Raw genomic sequence first — 15,141 nt, 5'->3', positions numbered from 1 at the left:
TCTGCTGGAGACCGGAACAGTACAGGGCGAGCCCGGACTCGCCCAGGGGGAGGTCCCATGGCCCGCAACAACGACAATCTCCTCGGCCTGGGCGGCGGGCGGGGCGTCTCCCGCTCCACCGCCAAGGGCGGCAGGGGCGGCCCCAGCGGCCCCAGCGCCGACGCCCAGCGCCGCAAGGAGGACCTGCTGCGCAAGATCAAGGAGCGCAGCCAGGCGGACGGCTCCGACGGCTCCGACGGGTCCGAGGACTCGGGCGAGAACAAGGAGTAGCCGGGGACGCGCGGGAGCGCGAGCGCCCCGGACGCCCCGGACACAGAGGAGCGCCCCCGGACCGGCCACGGTCCGGGGGCGCCCGTGCTCACCGAGCCCTGGGGCGGATCCCGTCCCCGGACGGTCCGCTCCGCGCGGGCTCCGGGCTCAGACCGGCCAGCCGGGGTGGTCCGGGGAGTCCAGCCACACCCGGTGCGCCCCGTCCTTGTCCACCGACAGCCCGAACCGGTCGGGGTCGGGCGTCCCCAGCCGCTCCCACTCCGCCAGGGCGTCCTCGAACTCGTCCCAGATGCTGCGCGGCCCGCCCTGTTCGATCATCCACGAGGTGCCGTAGGGGTACACGCGGACCCAGGACTCCCCGCCGTCGCACACCCACACCCCGGACCCGGTCCCGATCCAGCGGCGGCGCAGCCGCCAGTCGGGGACCATCACCGACAGCGCGAACGCCGACGGGAACGCCATCAGCGGCGCCACCGGGTCGGTCTGGGTGAGCCGGTACTCGTCGGGCTGCTGGCCGGCGTCGCGCACCGGCGGGAGCCGGGGGCCGGGCGTGCGCAGCGGCACGAACCCCACACCTCCGTGGAAGGTCGCCCGCGCCGTCCCGTCGCCGGGGCACACCAGGCGGGCGAGCACGCCGGTGCCCTCCAGCAGGCCCCAGGGGCACACGGCCAGCCCGCCGGGGACGAGCTGGTCGATCCAGGCGGGCGGGACGCGCCGCACCCCGCAGGAGGAGACGATCCGGTCGTAGGGGGACTCCGCCGGCCAGCCCCCGTACCCGTCGCCGTCGACCACCGCCGGGGCCCGGTCCTCGGTGCGCAGGGTCTCGCGCGCGGTCCGGGCCAGGCGTTCGTCGATCTCCACGGACACCACCGAGGAGTCGCCCAGGCGGTGCGCCAGCAGCGCCGTGTTCCACCCGGTGCCGGTGCCGACCTCCAGCACCTTCTGACCGCGGGCCAGCTCGGCCAGCTCCAGCATCCGGGCCAGGACGGTGGGCGCCGCGCTGGAGGAGGTGGCCCGGGAGGCCGACCTCCGCTGCTCGGGCACCCCGGCCCCCCGGTCGCGCCGTTCCTCGCGGTCCTGCTTCTCGTCGCGGGGGGCGAGGACGCCGGGTTCGTCGACCCTGGTGACGATCGCGTTGTCGGCGTAGACGGCGGACAGCCACAGGTCGGGGTCGCTGGCCGCGTTGAGCGCGGTGCCGTGCGCGGTCAGGGCCCCGGTCTCGGGGATGAACCGGTGTCGGGGCACCGATCGGAACGCCTCGATCAGCGAGGCGTCGACCAGGGTGCCGTCCGCGATCATCGCCTCGATCAGCGCCGAATGGCGCTCTCGTGCGGTCAACACGTCCTCGACCCCCGTGCCTGTTGCGGTGACCGGCGGTGCTCGTGCGCACCGCCGGGACGGTTGTGCCCCGGGAGGCACGATTTCAACCGGCAGTGATATTATCGCTACTCTTCGATATTACCCCTGGTGGAAACGGGCGATCGGAGAGTCGCAACCGCATCGTGCCGGGGCAGGTCCACGTATCCGTGCGGACCGCTGCCGTAGTGGTAGTCCTTTCCCAGAATCGGCGTCCATGCCACCCCGGCGGCGATGCGTTCCACCACGTCGGGGTTGAAGATGTAGGGCCGCCCCACCGACACCAGGTCCGCCCGGCCCGAGGCGACGAGCGCGGTCGCGCTCTCCTGCGTGGTCTCGGCGTGCTCCCCGGTGTTGCCCACCAGGGTCCCCGCCCACCGGGGCCGCAGGTCGTCCAGCGCCGGGTACCGCGGATCGTCGGTGACGTGCAGGTAGGCCAGTCCCAGCGGGGCCAGGGCCGCCAGCAGCGCGTGGTACACCGGCGCGGGGTCCCGCTCCACCATTCCACCCTCCGTGTTGCCGGGGGAGATGCGCAACCCCACCCGGTGGGCGCCGATCGCCCCGGCGGCCGCCTCGACCGCCTCCACCGCGAACCGGATGCGCCCCGCGACGGACCCGCCGTACCGGTCGGTGCGCAGGTTGGTGCCGTCGGCCAGGAACTGGTGGACGAGGTAGCTGTTCGCCCCGTGGATCTCGACCCCGTCGAACCCGGCGCTCACCGCACGGCGGGCCGCCTCCGCGTGGGCCTCCGCCAGGCCGCGCACCTCCTCCTCGGTCAGGGCCCGCGGGACCACCGGGTCCGCCTTGCCGTCCAGGGTGTGCACCCGGTCGGCGGCGGCGACCGCCGAGGGGGCGACCGGGGTCCCCCCGCCGGGGAGGTTCGCGGGGTGGGAGTTGCGTCCGCCGTGCATGAGCTGCGCGAAGATCCGTCCGCCGGCCGCGTGCACGGCCCCGGTCACCGTTCGCCACCCGTCGATCTGCCCGGCGGTGTCCAGACCGGGCTGGAGGGGGTGGATGCGGCCGCCGGCCACCGGGGCGATCCCCTCCGAGACGATGAGCCCGGCCCCGGCGCGCTGGCCGTAGTACTCGGCCATGAGCGGGGTGGGGACCCCGTGCGCGTCGGCGCGCAGCCGGGTCATGGGGGCCATGAGCACCCGGTTGGGCAGGGCCAGGCCGGACAGGTCGTAGGAGGCGAGCAGCGGGTGGCCGGTCGGGAGGGCGGCCGCTTCGATCCGAGTCGTTGTCGTCGTCATGCCGTGAGCGTAAAATCTGACACGGATGTCAGATTCAAGTCTTTGTGTCACGACTCACAAGAGGGGGCGCGATGAGGATCGGTGAACTCGCCCGGCGGACCGGGGCCAGCCCCCGCTCCCTGCGCTACTACGAGGACCAGGGCCTGCTGGCCTCCACCCGCTCCCCGGGCGGGCACCGGGAGTACGCCGAGGAGAGCGTCGAACGCGTCGAGCGCATCCGCTGCCTGTACGCGGCCGGGCTCAACAGCGAAACCGTCCGCGGCATCCTGCCCTGCATGTACGCCAACGAGGTCGGTGAGCCCGCCCCCGACCTGATCGACATGTTCTGGGCGGAGCGCGAGCGCATCGAGGCGGCCATCCGCTCCCTGGAGAAGACCCGCGCCTCCCTGGACGCGGTCATCGGCGAGGCCGTCGCGGCCCGGGCCGCCACGCGCCCGCCCACCGCCCCGGAACCGGTTACCCTCACAGGCAACGGACATACGGACATGACACCGAGACCCGGTACCGCGGGTGCGACGAGGAGACGGCCGTGAACCCTGGCGGAATGGACATGCAGGCCCTGCTCCAGCAGGCCCAGCAGATGCAGCAGCAGCTCGTGGAGGCCCAGCAGGCCCTGGAGGACGCCGAGGTGGAGGGCACCTCCGGAGGCGGCCTGGTCAAGGTCAAGCTGAGCGGGCGCGGACAGGTCGAGGACATCACCATCTCCCCCGACGCCGTGGACGCCGACGACGCCTCGGAGACCGTCGAGACCATCGCGGACCTGGTCCTGGCGGCCATCCGCGACGCCGAGGCGCAGGTCGAGCGGCTCCAGCAGGAGAAGATGGGCCCGCTCACCCAGGGCCTGGGCGGCGGCATGCCCGGCCTGCCCGGCTTCTAGGCCGCGACCCGCAGCACTCCCCGCTCCGGCCCGCCCGGACCCTGTCCGACGCCGGCCCGCCGCCCCCGGCCGGCGGCCCGCGGCCCCGGGACGCCCGCCGGGGACGGGCGACCGGGTTCGGGCGGACGGGCCGGAACGGACCCGGCCTCGCACGACGGCGACCCGACGCGTACGCGGAAGGTCGTCGTTCCCTATACGGTGGTGGTAGAGGGGTGACGGACCGCCCCGTCGAACACGGTCCGACCGAAGTGAGCGGGCGATGTACGAAGGCGCGGTGCAGAATCTGATCGACGAGCTCGGGCGGCTGCCCGGCGTCGGTCCGAAAAGCGCGCAGCGCATCGCCTTCCACCTGCTCTCCGCCGAGCACGCGGACGTCAAGCGCCTGGTCGGCGCGCTGGTCGAGGTCAAGGAGAAGGTGCGCTTCTGCTCCGTCTGCGGCAACGTCGCAGAAGAGGAGCAGTGCCGGATCTGCCGTGACCCCCGCCGCGACCCCGCCGTCATCTGCGTGGTCGAGGAGTCCAAGGACGTCGTCGCCATCGAGCGCACCCGCGAGTTCCGCGGCCGCTACCACGTCCTGGGCGGGGCCATCAGCCCGATCGAGGGCGTCGGCCCGGACGACCTGCGCATCAAGGAGCTCATGAAACGCCTCGCCGACGGCGAGGTCACCGAGCTGATCCTGGCGACAGACCCCAACCTCGAGGGGGAGGCGACCGCCACCTACCTCGCCCGCCTGGTCAAACCCATGGGTCTCACAGTGACCCGGTTGGCCAGCGGCCTTCCCGTCGGCGGCGATCTCGAATACGCCGACGAGGTCACTCTGGGACGCGCCTTCGAGGGGCGCCGCAGCCTGGAGTTCTAGCTCACATTTCGCCGTAACCGAGCTGAAATATGAGTACTCTCCGGATCATCGGGTAACCCGTGCCCGGTGCGCCGGTACGCCCGAACCGCTACGTCCCAGGTGGGACGGGGTGACGAGGGCGCCGCCGGTTACACTCCATTGCAATCCTCTGTGAACCCAACTCCTCAGGAGCATCGACCGTGGCCTTGATCGTGCAGAAGTACGGTGGGTCTTCCGTGGCCGACGCGGAAGCCATCAAGCGAGTAGCCCAGCGGATCGTCGCTCAGAAAAAAGCGGGATATGACGTCGTCGTCGTGGTCTCGGCCATGGGCGACACCACCGACGAGCTGATCGACCTCGCCGAGCAGGTGTCCCCGATGCCGCCGGCGCGCGAGCTCGACATGCTCCTCACCGCGGGTGAGCGCATGTCCATGTCCCTGGTCGCCATGGCCATCGCCAACCTGGGCTTCGAGGCGCGGTCGTTCACGGGCTCGCAGGCGGGCGTGATCACCACGTCCCTGCACGGCAACGCCAAGATCATCGACGTCACGCCCGGCCGTATCAAGGAGGCCGTGGACGAGGGCGCGATCTGCATCGTCGCCGGGTTCCAGGGCGTCTCCCAGGACAGCAAGGACATCACCACCCTGGGGCGCGGGGGCTCGGACACCACCGCCGTGGCCCTGGCCGCCGCCCTGGAGGCGGACGCCTGCGAGATCTACTCGGACGTGGACGGCGTGTTCACCGCCGACCCGCGCATCGTCCCCAGCGCCCGGCGCATCCCCCAGGTCTCCTACGAGGAGATGCTGGAGATGGCCGCCAGCGGGACCAAGATCCTGCACCTGCGCTGCGTGGAGTACGCGCGGCGGTACAACATCCCCCTGCACGTCCGCTCGTCGTTCAGCCAGAAGCCCGGGACCTGGATCGTTTCGGAAGTCGAGGAAAGCGAAGGCATGGAACAGCCGATCATCTCCGGGGTCTCCCACGACCGGAGCGAAGCCAAGGTCACCGTCGTCGGGGTCCCGGACAAGGTCGGTGAGGCCGCGACGATCTTCAAGGCCCTCGCCGACGCCGAGATCAACATCGACATGATCGTGCAGAACGTGTCGGCGGTCTCGACCTCCCGCACCGACATCTCCTTCACGGTTCCCAAGGACTTCGGCAAGCAGGCCCTGGCCGCCCTGAAGAAGGTCCAGGACAAGGTCGGCTTCGAGGCGCTGCGCTACGACGACAAGATCGGCAAGGTCTCCCTGGTCGGCGCCGGCATGCGCTCCTACCCCGGGGTCACCGCCCGCTTCTTCGACGCCATCGCGGGTTCGGGCACCAACATCGAGATGATCTCCACCTCGGAGATCCGCATCTCCGTCATCGTCACGGAGGACCAGATCGACTCGGCCGTCCAGGCCGCCCACACCGAGTTCCAGCTCGACGCAGACCAGGTCGAGGCCGTCGTCTACGGAGGTACCGGCCGATGAGCAACCGTCTTCCCACCCTGGCCGTCGTCGGCGCGACCGGCGCCGTCGGCACCGTCATGCTCGACATCCTCACCCAGCGCGAGAACGTCTGGGGCGAGATCCGCCTCATCGCCTCCGCGCGCAGCGCCGGCAAGGTGCTGCGGGTGCGCGGTGAGGAGGTCGTGGTCCAGGCCCTGGCCCCGGAGGTCTTCGACGGCGTCGACGTCGCCATGTTCGACGTGCCCGACGAGGTCTCCAAGGAGTGGGCGCCGATCGCCGCCGCCCGCGGCGCGGTCGCCGTCGACAACTCCGGCGCCTTCCGCATGGACCCCGACGTCCCGCTCGTGGTGCCCGAGGTCAACGCCGAGCAGGTCCGCAACCGGCCGCGCGGCATCATCAGCAACCCCAACTGCACCACCCTGTCGATGATCGTCGCCATCGGCGCGCTGCACCGCACCTACGGCGTCACCGACCTGGTGGTCTCCTCCTACCAGGCGGCGTCCGGCGCCGGCCAGGAGGGCATCGACGTCCTGCGCGACCAGATGGCCGCGGTCGCCGCGGACCGCACCCTGGGCGAGAAGGCCGGCGACGTCCGCGGCGCCGTGGCGGAGCTGGGTCCGTTCCCCGCGCCGCTGGCCTACAACGTCGTGCCGTGGGCGGGCTCGCTCAAGGACGACGGCTGGTCCTCCGAGGAGCTGAAGGTCCGCAACGAGTCCCGCAAGATCCTGGGCCTGCCCGACCTGCGGGTCACCGCCACCTGTGTCCGCGTCCCGGTCATCACCACCCACTCGCTGACCGTGCACGCCACCTTCTCCCAGGAGGTCACCGCCGACGCCGCCCGCGAGCTGCTGGGCAAGGCCGAGGGCGTGGCCGTCCTGGACGACCCGGCCAAGGGCGAGTTCCCGACGCCGGCCGACGTGGTGGGCACCGACCCGACCTGGGTGGGCCGCATCCGGCAGTCGCTGGACGACCCGACGTCGCTGGACCTGTTCCTGTGCGGGGACAACCTGCGCAAGGGCGCCGCGCTCAACACCGCGCAGATCGCGGAGGTCGTCGCGCAGGAGTTCACCTCCTGAGCCGCTGACGGTTCTTCGGGGGCGGTCGCCGCGGCGGCCGCCCCTTTCGCGTGTCCGGGGCCGGGGGTCAGGAGCGCCCGCGCGGCGGGCGGGGCCGGGCCAGTGTCAGTTTGTAGAGGAGTCGACACTGGTCGGCGGTGCCGATGAGGTCGGAGGTCTCCACCGGGCGGTTGCCGCTGTAGTGGGTGCGCTCCACGACCAGGACGGGGATGCCCGGGGCGGAGCCGAGCAGGGCGGCCTCGGAGTCGCGCAGCACCCGCACCCCGACCTCCTCCACGACCCGGTCGACGGGGTGTCCGGCCGACCCGAGGCGTTCGAGCAGGCCCGCGTCGGGGGAGGCGTCGTAGGGGGTGCGCAGTGTTCCGACGGTGAGCGAGGCGGGCTCCCAGGAGCGGTGCAGGGTGATGGGCCGGTCCGCGGACAGCCCGCGCGACGTGGTGATGTACACCGGTTCGCCCTCGCGCAGGCCGAGCCGCTCGACGATCGGCGTCGTGCCGGGCTCCTGCTCGGTGCCCAGGGGTTCGCGGGCCAGGCGGCCCAGGCCGGATCCGGAGGTGGAGTCGGTGCGGCAGATCCGGAAGACGTCGGGGACGTCGCGCACGTAGTAGCCGGAACCGGGGCGGGCCTCCACCAGGCCCTCGGTGACCAGCAGCCGCAGCGCGGTGCGGGAGATCTGCTCGCTCACCCGGTAGCTCCGGGCCAGGCGGGTGCGCGAGGGAAGCCTGGTCCCGGGGGGCATGTCGCCGCGCAGGATGGGGGCGCGGAGTTGGTCGGCCAGCCAGACGTAGCGGGGTTTCCTGGTCACGACCGTGCGATCCCGGAGCCCCGCGGACCTTGTGCGACCGCCGGGAGGGGATGACGGATCGGGAGCGCTGCGAGGGGAGGAGAGCCCATGCCTCTCAGTAAAGCAGCGGAAAGCGCTGGTGGGGGGTGGTACCGATGAGTAGCCCGCCGATCCCGCTCCAGGGAAACGCCCGAAAACCGTGAAATGAGGGTGAGTATGCACCCATGGTGATTACTCTACGTATTGACATGCTCACGACATGCTTGGGGGAGACATGGTCGAGCACCTCATGGAACGCATGGCCCTGGCGAACACGGTGACGGACCCGGTCGACACGGCCTTCGGCTGGATGGCCGGCGTCACGGGCATCGTGATCGCCGCCGTGGCCCTGGCGCTCCTGGTCCTGCTGGTCGCCGCCGTCATCTCGGCGGTCGTCGACGACAACACCACCGCGGGGGGCAAGCTCCTGTGGGTGATCTTCATCCTCTGGTTCCCGTTCTTCGGGGCGATCGCCTGGTTCGTGGTCGGCAAGAAGGGCTACCTGAACCGGATCCTGGGCATCGACAAGGGCAAGGTCCGGCACACCAGCCCGCCCAGCGTCGGCAACCACAGCGACCTGCGCGACACCGGTCCGATCCCGCGTCCGGGCGTGGAGCACGACCCCGGCCAGGGGCGGTACCCGACGGGACCGCAGCAGCCGATGGGATCCCAGCAGCCGATGGGACCGCAGCAGTCGATGGGGTCCCACCAGTCGGCGGGGCCGCAGCAGTCCGGCCGCATCTGACCGGACGGCGCCGTACCCCCCTGTTCCCTACTCCTTCCCGCGGCGGCCGCGCGTGAGCAGCGCGGCCAGCCCGTGCACCGCGCCCAGCGCCGCCGGGAGCGCGGCCATCGCGGCGGGCCCACCGCCCCGTGCGGCGGGCACCCCGGCCGCGCGCAGCCGCGACCACGCCCACAGCGAGAAGGGCACGACCACCAGCGGCGCCGTCACCGCTCCGGGTGTGTACCCGCGTGTGGCGGCGGACTGCGCCACGTGGACCACGGCGTGCGCGCCGAAGCCCAGGAGCACCGTCTGGTAGAAACCGCTCCGCCCGCCGGTGCGCGCCCCGTCGGCCGCGGCGGCGGCCACCACCACGCCCATCAGGCCGATGGCGGCGGCGTTGTGCGCGGGGGAGACGTCCAGCCGGTCCCAGACCCGCTCCGGGACCCACGGCAGCTCGCGCCGCAGGCGCGGACGGGCGCGGCGGGACCAGCCGGGGATCGCGACCAGCTCCTCCAGGTCGTGGACGGCCCAGGCGGCGAGCAGCCCCCAGGTCGCTGCGGCCGGTACCGCCCCCGCCGACTCGGACACCTGATCCGCAGTCCCCGCCATCGTCCCCCCGTCGATCCCGCGCCGTCCGTCGGAGGACCCACGGTAGCCGGGGATCCGCGGTCGCAACGGTCGGGCACCCCACGGTTCCGGCCACCGGGGCCGGGCCGCCCGTCGGGGTGGACCCCCGACACGGTCCGGGACCGCCGGTGTCACCCGCCCTCGGAGCGGGGGAGCGGGCCCGGCGCCTCCGCGGCCGCCGGGTGCTCCCGGACAACGGTGAACCGGCCGTCGGGGGCGCGCCGCAGGTGGCGGACCGCCACCACCGCCTCCCGGGGGATCGCGCCGTACACGTGGGGGAACAGGACGCCGTCGTCCGCCCCGGGCGGCGGCGCCGGGGCGGCGGCCTCCCAACGGGTCTCCACCCCCAGCGAGTCCAGCACGCCGGTGTCCACGACCAGCGCGACCAGGGGACCGGTCGCCGCGGAGTAGAAGGCGTCGGCGACCGCCAGCAGGGTCTTCTCGTCGGGCGAGGCGTGCACGAAGCCCTCCTCCGCCAGGGAGTCGGCCTCGACGTCGCCGCCGGCCTTCCAGCGTTCCAGCTCGGTCATGTGCAGGATGTGGGCCATGCGCGGACCCTACCCGGCCGGGGGCCGCCGGACGCGACCGGTCGGCGGCACCGCGCTTCAGGCCCGGCGGGAGCGCCGGGGCACGATGTGGCCCCTGCGCTGGGCCACGCGCAGGAGGTACACCGTGACCGCGCCACAGAACAACACGGCGAAGACACTGCCCTCGGGACCGAAGGCGCCCCCGCTGATCGCGGCGGGCCCGCCCGCCTCCCCGGTCAACAGCCCGGCGAACGCGTCCTCGCTACCGGAGACGGCGGTGCCGAAGACCCTCGCCTGCGTCGTGTTCCAGCCGAAGTGCAGGCCGATCGGCAGCCACAGGGAACGCGTGGCGGCGTAGGCGGCGCCCAGCATGAGGCCGGCCTGCAGGGTGATGGCCAGCGCTCCCCACAGGGTCGCGTTCGGGTTCACCAGGTGGATTCCGCCGAAGAGCACGGAGCTCACGGCGAGCGCGCCCCAGGTTCCGGCGGCCTCCTCCACGAGGCGGAAGACGACCCCGCGGAACAGCAGCTCCTCCGTCACCGCGACCGCGCACATCAGCCCGCACACGGCGAGGAACGCCTCGAACGACCCCCAGCCGGTGACCCGGTAGCCCCCGAGGACGGCGATGGCCGCGATGGTCGCGGCGAACACGCCGAACCCGGCCGCCGTCCCCCATCCGAGGCCGCGGACCGCCCCCTTCCGGGAGAGTTCCAGCGGCTCCCTCCCCTCGATCCGGCGGATCGCGAGCCGGTAGGCCCACAGGCCGAGGGCCGCCGCCGCGACTCCGAGGGGCAGGGCCCACACCGACGCGCCCACCGCGTCCGTCACGCCCGAGAGGAGCGCGGCCAGGGCTCCGACCAGGAGCAGGAGGAGCACCGAGCGCAGGACCGTCGGCCGGAATCGGCGGGGGGTGGACGCGGGTACGGCGTCAGGGGACATGTCGGGACCACTTCCTGGAACGCGGGGCGCGGGGGCGCTCCGACCGGCTTCCAGGCTAGGAAGGGGGACCCGGCGGCCACATCACCCGCGCGAGCGCGATCCGGTGGCTCTCGAGGGGGATCGGACCCTCAGCCCTGGCGCACCAGCCCCGAGCGGTAGGCGAACACGACGGCCTGGACCCGGTCGCGCAGCCGGAGCTTGGTGAGGATCCGCGACACGTGGGTCTTGACGGTCTCGTGCGCGACCGTCATCCGTTCGGCGATCTCCCCGTTGGACAGCCCCTCCGCCATGAGGAGCAGCACCTCGTGCTCGCGCTCGGTCAGCGGCTCGGGGAGCACCGCGGGCGGGGCCGGGTCGGCGGGGCGGACGCGCAGGGCGTACTCGCCGATGAGCCGCCGGGTCACCGCCGGTGACAGCAGCGCCTCCCCCCGGGCGACCGTGCGCACGCCCGCGATCAGCTCGTGCAGCGGGGCGTCCTTCAGCAGGAATCCGCTGGCGCCCGCCCGCAGCGCCTCGTAGACGTACTCGTCCAGGTTGAAGGTCGTCACCACCAGGATCCGCACCGGGTGGGGGTCCGGCGGGCCCGCCAGGAGGGCGGTCGCCTCGATGCCGCTCAGGCGGGGCATGTGGACGTCCATCACCGCGACGTCGGGGCGCAGGTCCCGGATGACGCTCACCGCTTCGGCGCCGTCACCGGCCTGCCCCACCACGGTCATGTCCGGCTGGGCGTCGAGCACCGCGGCGTACCCGGTGCGCACCGCCTCGTCGTCCTCGCAGACCACGACGCGGATGGGCGAACCGTTCACGTTTCCCCCCGGGGGACGATGGCGTGCACTGTGAAGCCCCCGTCGTCGGAGGGGCCCGCGCGCAGTTCCCCGCCGACGGCGCCGACCCTCTCCCGCAGGCCCGTCAGACCGCGGCCGCCGGAGCGGGGGCGGGGCGGACCGGCCCCCTCGGCCGGGGGCGCGCCGCCCCCGGTGGTGATCCGGGCGCCGACCGCCTCGTCCCCGTGCTCGATGCGGACGAGGACGTGCCCGCCGGGCGCGTGCTTGAGCGCGTTCGTGACGGACTCCTGGACGACGCGGTACAGGGCCTCCTCCTGCCGGGGGAGCATCGGCCGGGGCTCGCCGTCCTCGACCAGGTCCACGCTCTGCCCCGCGCCGCGGGAGCGCTCGACGAGGCCGGCGAGCCCGCCGAGCGAGGGGCCGGCCGGGTCCTCGCGCGGGTCCAGGACGCCGAGCAGGTGCCGGAGGTCGTCCAGGGCGCGCCGCCCCGTCTCCCCGATGCCGGCCAGGGTGCTCCCCACCCCGTCGGAGCGGCCGAGCAGATAGCCCGCGGTGTCGGCCTGGACCACCATCGAGGTGACGTGGTGGGTGACGACGTCGTGCAGGTCGCGGGCGATACGGGCCCGTTCGGCGGCGGCGGCGTCCGCCTCCGCGCGGCGGCGGCGCTCCTCGGCGTCCAGGGCGCGGGCGCGCACCCACCGGCCGAGGGCGCAGCACGCGAGCAGGACGAGGCCGAAGGCGAGGTAGTCGGCCGCGGTGGTGGGCGAGCCCGCGAGGTACAGGCAGCAGCAGACGAGCGCGTAGGCGGCGAGCGCTCCCGCGGCCACCGGAGCGGGGCGGCGCGGCGGGCGCGTGCCGACGGTGTACAGGGCCACGAGCAGCCCAAGGGAGGCGAAGGCGTCGGGGTAGCGCAGCAGCTGGAAGGCGGTGAACGCGGCGGCGACCGCGGCCAGGCAGGCGACGGGGAACCGGCGCCGGAGGACGAGGGGTGCGGCCTGGGCGGCGATGAGGACCAGGCCCAGGGGGTCCAGGGTCCGGTCGTCCGGCAGTTCCGCCAGGTCGACCCCCTGGTGGGCGATCCCGGGGACGAAGGACAGGGCCACGAGTGCCGCGGGGAGCAGGGCGTCGACGGCCCTCGCGCTTCGTACGAGGCGGGGCGCGCGCTCCCTCCACGCCGTTGTCTCGAACACCCGAGCAGACTATCCGCAGACGCCCCGGCCGGGAGGACCCGGCCGGGGCGTCCGTGCTCTGCCCTGCTAGAGGATGATCCGCATCGGCTCCTCGAGGATCTCTGCGAGGTCCTTGAGGAACGCGGCGCCGACGGCGCCGTCCACCGCGCGGTGGTCCACCGACAGCTCCAGGGAGATCCGGTTGCGGACGGCGATCTCGCCGTCCACGACCACGGCCTCCTGGCGCATCGCGCCGACCGCCAGGATCGCCGCCTCCGGCGGGTTGATCACGGCGGAGAAGCTGTCCACGCCGAACATGCCCAGGTTGGACACGCTGAACGTGCCGCCGCTCATCTCCTGCGGCTTGAGCTTGCCGTCCCGGGCCTTGCCCGCCAGCTCGCGGGTGCGGGACGAGATCTCCGACAGGGTGGCCTTGTCGGTGTCGTGCAGGACCGGCACCACCAGCCCGGCGTCGACCGCGACGGCGACGCCGACGTTGATCCGCCCGTGCTTGAGCAGCCTGCCGTCGACCCACGAGGAGTTGACCGCCGGGTGCAGCTTCAGCGCCGTGGCGCTCGCCTTGACGATGAGGTCGTTGAAGCTGATCTTCGCCCCGGTGCTCGCCAACTGCTCGTTGATCTGCCCGCGGAAGGTCTTCAGCGCCTCGGCGTCGATGGTCCGGCGCAGGTAGAAGTGCGGGACCTGCTGCTTGCTCTCGGTCAGGCGGCGCGCGATCACCTTGCGCACGTTGCCGACCGGCACCTCCTCGGAGGCGCGGCCGTCGTCGAAGGACGGGGCCTGCGCCGCCGGGGCGGCCGGAGCCGCGGGTGCGGGGGCGGCCTGGGCGGCGGGGGCCGCCGCCTCGGCGCCGGCGCCCTCCTTGGCGGCGGCCTCGATGTCGGCGCGCACGATGCGGCCGCGCGGGCCGGAGCCCTTGATCCTGGTGATGTCCAGGCCGTACTCCTTGGCCAGCCGGCGGGCCAGCGGGGAGGTGCGCGGACGCTCACCGTCACCGGACGGGGTCCCGGCGGGGGCCGGGGCCTCCTCCGCGGCGGGCTCCGCCGGGGCGGCGGCCGCGGGCTCGGCGGGCTTCTCCTCGGCCTGCCCGCCGGACCCCTCCTCGGCCGCGGGGGCCCCGGAGTCGTCGGGCACGGCGTCCGGGGAGTCGGCGATCACACCGATGACGGCGCCGATCGGTACCGTCTCGCCCTCGGACACCGCCTGCTTGACCAGGAAGCCGTCCTCGTAGGCCTCGTACTCCATGACGGCCTTGTCGGTCTCGATCTCGACCAGGACGTCACCGGAGGCGACCTTGTCGCCCACCTTCTTGACCCAGGTGCTGATGACGCCTTCCTCCATGGTGTCGGAGAGGCGCGGCATGTAGATCTCGCTCATGGACTGGAACTCCCTCTACCCGACCCGCTTGCCGACGGCGCTCAGGGTCTCCTTGATGGCGGTGCTGATCGACTCGACGGACGGCAGGGCCGCGGTCTCGAGCGGCTTGGCGTAGGGCATCGGGACCTCCGCCATGGCCACCCGTCGCACGGGGGCGTCCAGGTAGTCGAAGGCGCCCTCCTGGATGGACGCGGCGATCTCCGCGCCGATCCCGTAGGTGAGCCAGTCGTCCTCGCAGATGACGGCGGCGCCGGTCTTCTTGACCGAGTCCACGAAGGTCTGGCGGTCGAGGGGGCGGAGGCTGCGCAGGTCGACGACCTCGACGCTGATGTCCTCCTGGGCGAGCTTCTCGGCGACCTGGGTGGCGACCATGGCCATCCGGGAGTAGCCGATGAGGGTGATGTCGGAGCCCTCGCGGGTGACGGCGGCGCGGCCGATGGTCGCGACGTCGTCGTTCTCCGGCTGGGCGTAGTCCTCGGGGACCTCGCCCTTGGTGTTGTACAGGCCCAGGTTCTCCAGGAACAGCACCGGGTCGTCGTCGCGGATGGCCGCGCGCAGCATCGACGAGGCCTCGGCGGGGGTGCTCGGGGCGAGCACCTTCAGGCCCGGGATGAAGGAGTAGAACAGCTCGATGTTCTGCGAGTGGGTCGCGCCGAGCTGCTGGCCGCCGCCGCCCGGCGTGCGGATGACCATGGGAACGCTGGTCTGCCCGCCGAACATGCCGTAGATCTTGGCGGCGTGGTTGATGATCTGGTCGATCGCGATCAGCGAGAAGTTGATGGTCATCAGCTCGACGACCGGGCGCAGGCCCAGCATCGCCGCACCGATGGCGGCGCCGACGAACCCCTCCTCGGCGATGGGGGTGTCCTTGACCCGGCGGGGGCCGAACTCCTTGAGCAGGCCCTCGGTGATCTTGTACGACCCCTCGAAGACGCCGATCTCCTCGCCCATGACGAGGACGTTCTCGTCACGGACCATCTCGGCGCGCAGCGTGTCGCGCAGGGCCTGACGGTAGGTGATCACAGACATGT

At 72.9% G+C, this 15,141-nt stretch carries 16 protein-coding genes and 1 pseudogene; 7 read left to right on the top strand and 10 right to left on the bottom strand.

Annotation, left to right across the window (positions count from 1 at the left end; genetic code table 11):
- Nucleotides 1-57: 57 nt before the first annotated feature.
- Nucleotides 58-270 (top strand): DUF6243 family protein, encoded by a 213-nt coding sequence (locus K1J57_RS08785; protein ID WP_220563952.1) that lies wholly within the window; start codon nucleotides 58-60, stop codon nucleotides 268-270.
- 147 nt (nucleotides 271-417) lie between these two features.
- On the opposite strand, the gene K1J57_RS08780 is transcribed toward K1J57_RS08785, so the two are convergent.
- Both K1J57_RS08780 and K1J57_RS08775 read right to left on the bottom strand, forming a co-directional pair.
- The gene (locus tag K1J57_RS08780) at nucleotides 418-1,608 is read right to left on the bottom strand and encodes an rRNA adenine N-6-methyltransferase family protein (RefSeq protein WP_220563951.1); all 1,191 of its coding nucleotides are present in this window, start codon (nucleotides 1,606-1,608) and stop codon (nucleotides 418-420) included.
- Between the two features lie 107 nt (nucleotides 1,609-1,715).
- Nucleotides 1,716-2,879 carry an alkene reductase gene (locus K1J57_RS08775; protein ID WP_220563950.1) on the bottom strand — a complete coding sequence of 388 codons (1,164 nt, stop codon included), beginning with the start codon at nucleotides 2,877-2,879 and terminating at the stop codon, nucleotides 1,716-1,718.
- A 71-nt stretch (nucleotides 2,880-2,950) separates the two neighbouring features.
- On the opposite strand from K1J57_RS08775, the gene K1J57_RS08770 reads away from it, so the two are divergent.
- The 5 genes from K1J57_RS08770 to K1J57_RS08750 all read left to right on the top strand — a co-directional run bounded on the left by K1J57_RS08770 (nucleotide 2,951) and on the right by K1J57_RS08750 (nucleotide 7,121).
- Nucleotides 2,951-3,412, top strand: a complete 462-nt coding sequence (locus tag K1J57_RS08770) for a MerR family transcriptional regulator (RefSeq protein ID WP_220563949.1) — start codon at nucleotides 2,951-2,953, stop codon at nucleotides 3,410-3,412.
- A gap of 11 nt (nucleotides 3,413-3,423) precedes the next feature.
- A complete protein-coding gene (locus tag K1J57_RS08765; protein WP_220565418.1) occupies nucleotides 3,424-3,756 on the top strand; it encodes a YbaB/EbfC family nucleoid-associated protein in 333 nt (110 codons plus the stop codon).
- A gap of 259 nt (nucleotides 3,757-4,015) precedes the next feature.
- Complete coding sequence (gene recR, locus K1J57_RS08760) at nucleotides 4,016-4,615, top strand: recombination mediator RecR (RefSeq protein WP_220563948.1); 600 nt, start codon at nucleotides 4,016-4,018, stop codon at nucleotides 4,613-4,615.
- Between the two features lie 179 nt (nucleotides 4,616-4,794).
- The gene (locus K1J57_RS08755) at nucleotides 4,795-6,066 is read left to right on the top strand and encodes an aspartate kinase (RefSeq protein WP_220563947.1); all 1,272 of its coding nucleotides are present in this window, start codon (nucleotides 4,795-4,797) and stop codon (nucleotides 6,064-6,066) included.
- The gene (locus K1J57_RS08750) at nucleotides 6,063-7,121 is read left to right on the top strand and encodes an aspartate-semialdehyde dehydrogenase (protein ID WP_220563946.1); all 1,059 of its coding nucleotides are present in this window, start codon (nucleotides 6,063-6,065) and stop codon (nucleotides 7,119-7,121) included. The genes K1J57_RS08755 and K1J57_RS08750 overlap by 4 nt, the downstream gene beginning before the upstream one ends.
- A 67-nt stretch (nucleotides 7,122-7,188) precedes the next feature.
- On the opposite strand, the gene K1J57_RS08745 is transcribed toward K1J57_RS08750, so the two are convergent.
- Nucleotides 7,189-7,926: a GntR family transcriptional regulator gene (locus tag K1J57_RS08745; RefSeq protein WP_220563945.1), complete on the bottom strand. Its 738-nt coding sequence runs from the start codon at nucleotides 7,924-7,926 to the stop codon at nucleotides 7,189-7,191.
- A 328-nt stretch (nucleotides 7,927-8,254) separates the two neighbouring features.
- On the opposite strand from K1J57_RS08745, the pseudogene K1J57_RS33405 reads away from it, so the two are divergent.
- Nucleotides 8,255-8,524: pseudogene (locus K1J57_RS33405) on the top strand (PLD nuclease N-terminal domain-containing protein); the annotation flags it as partial.
- A gap of 192 nt (nucleotides 8,525-8,716) precedes the next feature.
- Here K1J57_RS33405 and K1J57_RS08735 read toward each other — a convergent pair.
- The 7 genes from K1J57_RS08735 to K1J57_RS08705 all read right to left on the bottom strand — a co-directional run bounded on the left by K1J57_RS08735 (nucleotide 8,717) and on the right by K1J57_RS08705 (nucleotide 15,139).
- Nucleotides 8,717-9,277, bottom strand: coding sequence for an HXXEE domain-containing protein (locus tag K1J57_RS08735; protein WP_220563944.1), 561 nt, complete (start codon nucleotides 9,275-9,277; stop codon nucleotides 8,717-8,719).
- Nucleotides 9,278-9,426: 149 nt separating this feature from the next.
- Nucleotides 9,427-9,843, bottom strand: coding sequence for a DUF952 domain-containing protein (locus K1J57_RS08730; protein ID WP_220563943.1), 417 nt, complete (start codon nucleotides 9,841-9,843; stop codon nucleotides 9,427-9,429).
- Nucleotides 9,844-9,900: 57 nt separating this feature from the next.
- The gene (locus tag K1J57_RS08725) at nucleotides 9,901-10,761 is read right to left on the bottom strand and encodes a CPBP family intramembrane glutamic endopeptidase (RefSeq protein ID WP_255646917.1); all 861 of its coding nucleotides are present in this window, start codon (nucleotides 10,759-10,761) and stop codon (nucleotides 9,901-9,903) included.
- Between the two features lie 128 nt (nucleotides 10,762-10,889).
- On the bottom strand, nucleotides 10,890-11,567 hold the full coding sequence (locus tag K1J57_RS08720; RefSeq protein WP_220563942.1) for a response regulator transcription factor: 678 nt from the start codon (nucleotides 11,565-11,567) through the stop codon (nucleotides 10,890-10,892).
- Complete coding sequence (locus tag K1J57_RS08715; RefSeq protein ID WP_220563941.1) at nucleotides 11,564-12,736, bottom strand: sensor histidine kinase; 1,173 nt, start codon at nucleotides 12,734-12,736, stop codon at nucleotides 11,564-11,566. The genes K1J57_RS08720 and K1J57_RS08715 overlap by 4 nt, the downstream gene beginning before the upstream one ends.
- A 66-nt stretch (nucleotides 12,737-12,802) precedes the next feature.
- Nucleotides 12,803-14,110, bottom strand: coding sequence for a dihydrolipoamide acetyltransferase family protein (locus tag K1J57_RS08710; protein ID WP_220563940.1), 1,308 nt, complete (start codon nucleotides 14,108-14,110; stop codon nucleotides 12,803-12,805).
- A 15-nt stretch (nucleotides 14,111-14,125) separates the two neighbouring features.
- Complete coding sequence (locus K1J57_RS08705; RefSeq protein ID WP_220563939.1) at nucleotides 14,126-15,139, bottom strand: alpha-ketoacid dehydrogenase subunit beta; 1,014 nt, start codon at nucleotides 15,137-15,139, stop codon at nucleotides 14,126-14,128.
- Nucleotides 15,140-15,141 lie beyond the last annotated feature (2 nt).

Origin of the sequence: Nocardiopsis sp. MT53 (assembly GCF_019598965.1) — a bacterium.
GTDB lineage: Bacteria > Actinomycetota > Actinomycetes > Streptosporangiales > Streptosporangiaceae > Nocardiopsis > Nocardiopsis changdeensis.
The sequence above is the reverse complement of the archived record's forward strand: the minus strand, read 5'-3'. Positions and strand labels throughout refer to the sequence as shown.